Here is a 4,969-nt window from a genome sequence, read left to right as displayed (position 1 = left end):
CCTGGGTTTCACACCCCCCCCCCCCCCCACCGCCCCACCCGGGGGGGGGGGCGCCCCCCCCCCCGGCCGCCCCGGGGCGGGGGGGGGGCCCCCCCGCTCCCACCGACTGCCCGGTTGGGCCAGAGGATGATCGAGACCCGCGGCTTTGTCTCCTGTGCTGTCTCCCCGGCTCTTTCTGCTGGTGCCGCAGACTTCCGATTAAAGGCGGGCCCGTCGAGGCTGCTCATGCGACCATATCGGGAACCTTGCTCGCTCTTTTCGGAGGCAGTCGGCGCTTTCCGGAAGATGACCCGGCGGCTCTCAACAGGATCTGCTATGAAGGACGATAGTCTGGAGTTTTGCGCGACGCTCGACGTGGGGTGCCTGTCGCCGCTCATCGAAAGGTGGCGTGCAGGCTCGTCAGCGGGCTGCGTCTTGGCCCTGGTGGCGGAGTCGGAGTGCTCACGACTGCCCATCCTGCAGTCCACCTGCCGTGCGGCCGGGCTGAGCTTGGTTGGCGGGCTCTTTCCGGGGCTGGTTTGGCAGCAGCGCTTCTTGACGCATGGGGCTTTGCTCATCTATCTGCCCTGGCAGCCGGTCTATGCGCTGGTCGATCGGTTGGACTTGGATGAGTCCTCATCGGCCGTCCGCATCGCCGCCGCTGCGCAGGACCACTTGGATCCCTCCGCCCCGCCGACGTTTTTCATGGTGTTCGACGCCATGGTCCCCAACATCGCCAGCATTCTCGACGAGCTTTATCTCGAATTGGCCGACGGGGTGCGTTATCTCGGTGTGAATGCCGGGAGTGAGCGCTTTCAGCCTATGCCCTGTGTCTTCGATAGCGAGCGGCTGATCGGCAAGGGGGCGCTCTGCCTCTTGCTGCCTCATGACTGGTCGAGCGCGCTGATCCATGGCTACCATGCCCCGGAAGAGACGCTCACCGCGACGGCGACAGTCGGTAACAAGATCGTCCGGATCGATTGGCAGCCGGCGTTTCCGGTTTACCGCGACAAGGTGTTGGCGCGCTACGGTATCGCCTTGGACCACGATAATTTCTACCGCTATGCGGTTCACTTTCCCTTTGGCATCGCGCTCGCCAGCGGCCAAACCCTGGTGCGCATCCCCGTGGCCTTGGACGAGGACGAGGGTATTCTCTGTGTCGGTGAGGTGCCGGCCAATGCACTCCTGACCTTGCTGCAATCACCAGAGGTCGACTCGGTGGATACCGCCCGCGCCTTGGCCGACGTCTTCGCGCCGGCGCGAAGGTCAGACCCCTTGCTCTTCTTCTACTGCGCCGGACGCCGGCTGCATCTGGGCGAGGGCGCCGAGCGCGAGCTGAGAGTCTGCGAGCGCGAGACGGGTGCGCGCCTGGTGGGTGCGCTGTCGTTAGGCGAGATTGGCGGGGTGGGCGATGCGTCCTATCCGCTGTTGCACAATGCCGCTGTGGTCGGCGTGGATTGGGGGGAGCCGGACCGCGGTCCTGCATGAGTCACGAAGCACGCCAAATTCGTCTGCTGTCGATGCTGTACGACTTGGTGCGCGTCATCGGCGGCGAGCTTTACGTCAAGCCCCTGATGACGCGAGCCATTCAGCGTCTGCTCTTCCACACCGGCCTTCCCGCCGGCGTGGCGCTTCAGGCGAGCCCGGATCACCTGGACGCCGCGCGCCTCGTCGTCGCGGTCGGCAGCCTCCGCCTCAAGGGGCAGTGCGACCTGAGGATTCCGGTGTTGGCGGACTGGCTCGCTGGAGACATCGCCGAGTATCGTTGCGACGCTGACCAGCGCGAGTTGCCGGGGCTCTGCGAGGGCTACGGCTATATGATCAAGCTGCCGGTGCGCGGCTTCGGGTCGATACTGCTGCTCGGACCTTGCGGCTATACCTCCGATCTACCGCTCACGGATCTCTTCCCCCCAGTGCTGGAGAACCTGGCCAAGGCGGCCCAGCTCTGCCAGGCGAATGAGGCGCATGCCCGGCGCCTGGAGCAGGACCGTGATGCCGCGCAGTCGCAGCTCGCGACCAGCACTCGGCTGCTGGAGGCCGAGCGCGCCCGCCTCCAGGCGCTGATCGAGGCGGTGCCGGACGTCATCTGGCTGAAGGATCCTGACGGTGTCTTCCTGCTCTGTAACCGTGGCATCGAACGGCTCTTCGGGGTCAGCGCGAGTCAGATCATCGGCAGGTCCGACTACGATTTCGTCGACCGCGACCTCGCGGATTTCTTCCGCGAGAATGATCGCAAGGCGGCCGAGTTGAGCCGGTCCTCAAGGAACGAGGAGTGGCTCAGCTTCGCGGAGGACGGCTATCGCGGACTCTTCGAGACCATCAAGACGCCCATGTACGACGAAGCAGGCCAACTCGTCGGCGTCATCGGGATCGCCCGCGATATCACGGCGCGCAAGCAGGAGCAGGCCGAGCTGCAGCGGCGCGAAGAGATCTACGGGGCTATCGTCAATCAAGCCGCGGACGGCATCGTCCTGATCGACTGCGAGACCCACGGCTTCGAGGAGTTCAACGAGGCCGCGTGCCGCATGTTGGGCTTCAGTCGGGCGGAGCTGGCCGAGCGCCGCCTGGAGGATTTGACCGCATGCCCGACCACCGAGGTCTCGGCCGGTCTGCGTGAGCTGCTTGTGGTGGATGGCGATGTCCTCGAGGCCCAGTATCGCCGCAAGAATGGCGTCATGCTGGATGTCCTGGTCAGCAATCGGGCCGTGCGTATCGGTGGGCGCGACTATGTCGCGGCCATCTGGCACGACGTGAGCGAGCGCAAGCGCATGGACGCCGAACTCGCGGGTTACCGCAAGCACCTCGAGGAGTTGGTGGCCGAGCGCACCGCCAAGCTCGAGGCGGCGAGTCAGGCCAAGAGCGTCTTCCTGGCGAACATGAGCCACGAGATCCGGACACCCATGAACGCGATCATCGGCCTCACGCACCTGCTGAAACGAGAGATCCAAACGCCGCGCCAGCGCGAGATGCTGGACAAGGTCTCGTCCGCTGCGCACCACCTGCTTGGCATCATCAACGACATCCTGGACTACTCCAAGATCGAGGCCGGCAGGCTGGTGCTGGAGTCGGCTGACTTCGACCTGGATCAGGTCTTCGCCGACACCATCGGCCTGCTCGCGGATAAGGCCTTCGCCAAGGACGTCGAACTCATTGTCGACGTCATGGGATTGCCCCGTCATCTGCGGGGCGATGGGCTGCGGCTCGGGCAGATCGTCATCAACCTCGGCACCAATGCGCTCAAGTTCACCGAGCAGGGCACTGTGACGATCCATGGCCGTGTCCTGGCCGCGGAGCATGATCGCATCCTGACCCGGATCGAGGTCCGCGACACGGGTGTGGGCATGACCGAGGCGCAGCGCGCGCGTCTCTTCCAGCCCTTCGAGCAGGCCGATGCCTCGACGACGCGGGTCTATGGCGGCACCGGGCTTGGCCTGGCCATCTGCCGGCGCTTGGTTGAGGCTATGGGCGGTCGACTCGGTTGCGATAGCCTTGCCGGAAGGGGCTCAACCTTCTGGATCGAGGTCTCTTTCGATCGGGCTGCGGATGCCAGGCGCGCCAGTGCGTTGCCGAGCGCTTGGCGCGGCTGGCGGGCTCTGGTGCTGGACGATGACGCGGCAGCGCGTGCTGCCTTGGTGGCGATCCTGCGTGCGCAAGGGATGGTGGTCGACGCCCTTGCGTCAGGCGTGGAGGCGATCGACCACCTGCGTCGGCGCACTGGTGCGTCCTACGACCTCATCTTTATCGATTCCCGAATGCCACTCATGGATGGACCGGAGACGGCACTCAATCTGCTGAGTTTGGGGCTGGTGGGTGCGGCGCGTCTCATCCTGCTTGATGCATCCAATGGACGCCAGGCGGAGGACATGGCCTCCTACGGTTTTCGTGGCGCCATCCCCAAGCCCTTTACGCCCAGGGTCTTTCTGGCCCGCTTACTTGCCGCGCTCAGTGACGAAGATGCGGCGGCTCCGGCCCGGTCTTCGGCCAGCCGCGCGGAGGAGCGACTCGCGCGGCACCGCGGTCAGCGGGTCCTGCTGGCCGAAGACAATCCCCTCAATCGCGATATTGCCCTGGCGCTCTTGAGTGAGGTCGGTCTCGAGGTTGCGCTGGCCGAGAATGGGCGCGTCGCGGTGCAGATGGCCGCTGCCGCTGATTATGATCTCATCCTCATGGACATCCAGATGCCACAAGTGGACGGCCTCGAGGCAACCGGCCGCATTCGCGCGCTGGCGGCGCATCGGAATACGCCCATCCTGGCGATGACCGCCAATGCCTTCGACGACGACCGTGATATCTGCCTGGCCGCGGGCATGCAGGATCACCTGCCCAAGCCGGTCGACCCTGACGCGCTCTACGAGGCCCTTTTGCGCTGGCTGCCGCCGCCTTCGGAGCGGGCCGCCGTTCCAGTGCGTCCTGAGTCCCTAGACGAGCCAGAGGTCCAAGAGTCCGATTCACAGGCCGTGCCGCTTGCCTTGCAGGGCTTGGAGGATCTGGACTTGGATCTCGCCATGAAGTCCGTTTGTGGCAACGTTTCGCTCTACTTGAGCCTGTTGCGGCAGTTTTTCGAGCTGCATGAAGGGGACTTGTCGGGCCTTGTTGAACTCACTGCAGCCGGCGAGGCGGCAGAGGCGAGGAAGGTCGTCCACTCGATCAAGGGGGCGGCCGCCGCGCTCGGGATGCATCGCGTCCAAGCATGCAGCCTGGCGCTGGAGCGCGTTCTCCTCGATGGGCAGGATCCGGAGACTGTCGAGATGCTGTTGCGGGAGCTAACGACCGCCGTGACAAGCCTCAAGCTGAGCCTGTCCGAGGTGCTGCTGGAAGCTGAGAGGCTGTCTGAAAAACCTCAAGGGCGACTTTAGTCGCCCTTGGCACTGGCGGGAGGGCGAATGAATTCGCCCCTTGTATGTTCTGTTCTCAGGGATTGATAAGGAGGAGTGATAAACGGAGTTTATGAAGAGAGCCCGGGAAGCCGTTCGCCCCTGAAGCCTGGACG

2 protein-coding genes are annotated in these 4,969 nt (G+C 64.8%); both read left to right on the top strand.

Annotated elements, in window-relative coordinates:
* Window positions 1-315: 315 nt before the first annotated feature.
* Entirely contained in the window at window positions 316-1,467 is a 1,152-nt protein-coding gene (locus G3480_RS25070; protein ID WP_164656946.1) for an FIST signal transduction protein, read from the top strand.
* On the top strand, window positions 1,464-4,835 hold the full coding sequence (locus tag G3480_RS25065) for a response regulator (protein WP_164656945.1): 3,372 nt from the start codon (window positions 1,464-1,466) through the stop codon (window positions 4,833-4,835). Before G3480_RS25070 ends, G3480_RS25065 begins: the two co-directional genes overlap by 4 nt.
* Window positions 4,836-4,969: the final 134 nt, after the last annotated feature.

The organism is Thiorhodococcus mannitoliphagus, from assembly GCF_010915725.1.
GTDB lineage: Bacteria > Pseudomonadota > Gammaproteobacteria > Chromatiales > Chromatiaceae > Thiorhodococcus > Thiorhodococcus mannitoliphagus.
The sequence above is the reverse complement of the archived record's forward strand: the minus strand, read 5'-3'. Positions and strand labels throughout refer to the sequence as shown.

Bases quoted from the DNA above. Each gene is read 5' to 3' on its own strand.
- G3480_RS25070 (WP_164656946.1), top strand. From the start codon at position 316: ATGAAGGACGATAGTCTGGAGTTTTGCGCGACGCTCGACGTGGGGTGC.
- G3480_RS25065 (WP_164656945.1), top strand. From the start codon at position 1,464: ATGAGTCACGAAGCACGCCAAATTCGTCTGCTGTCGATGCTGTACGAC.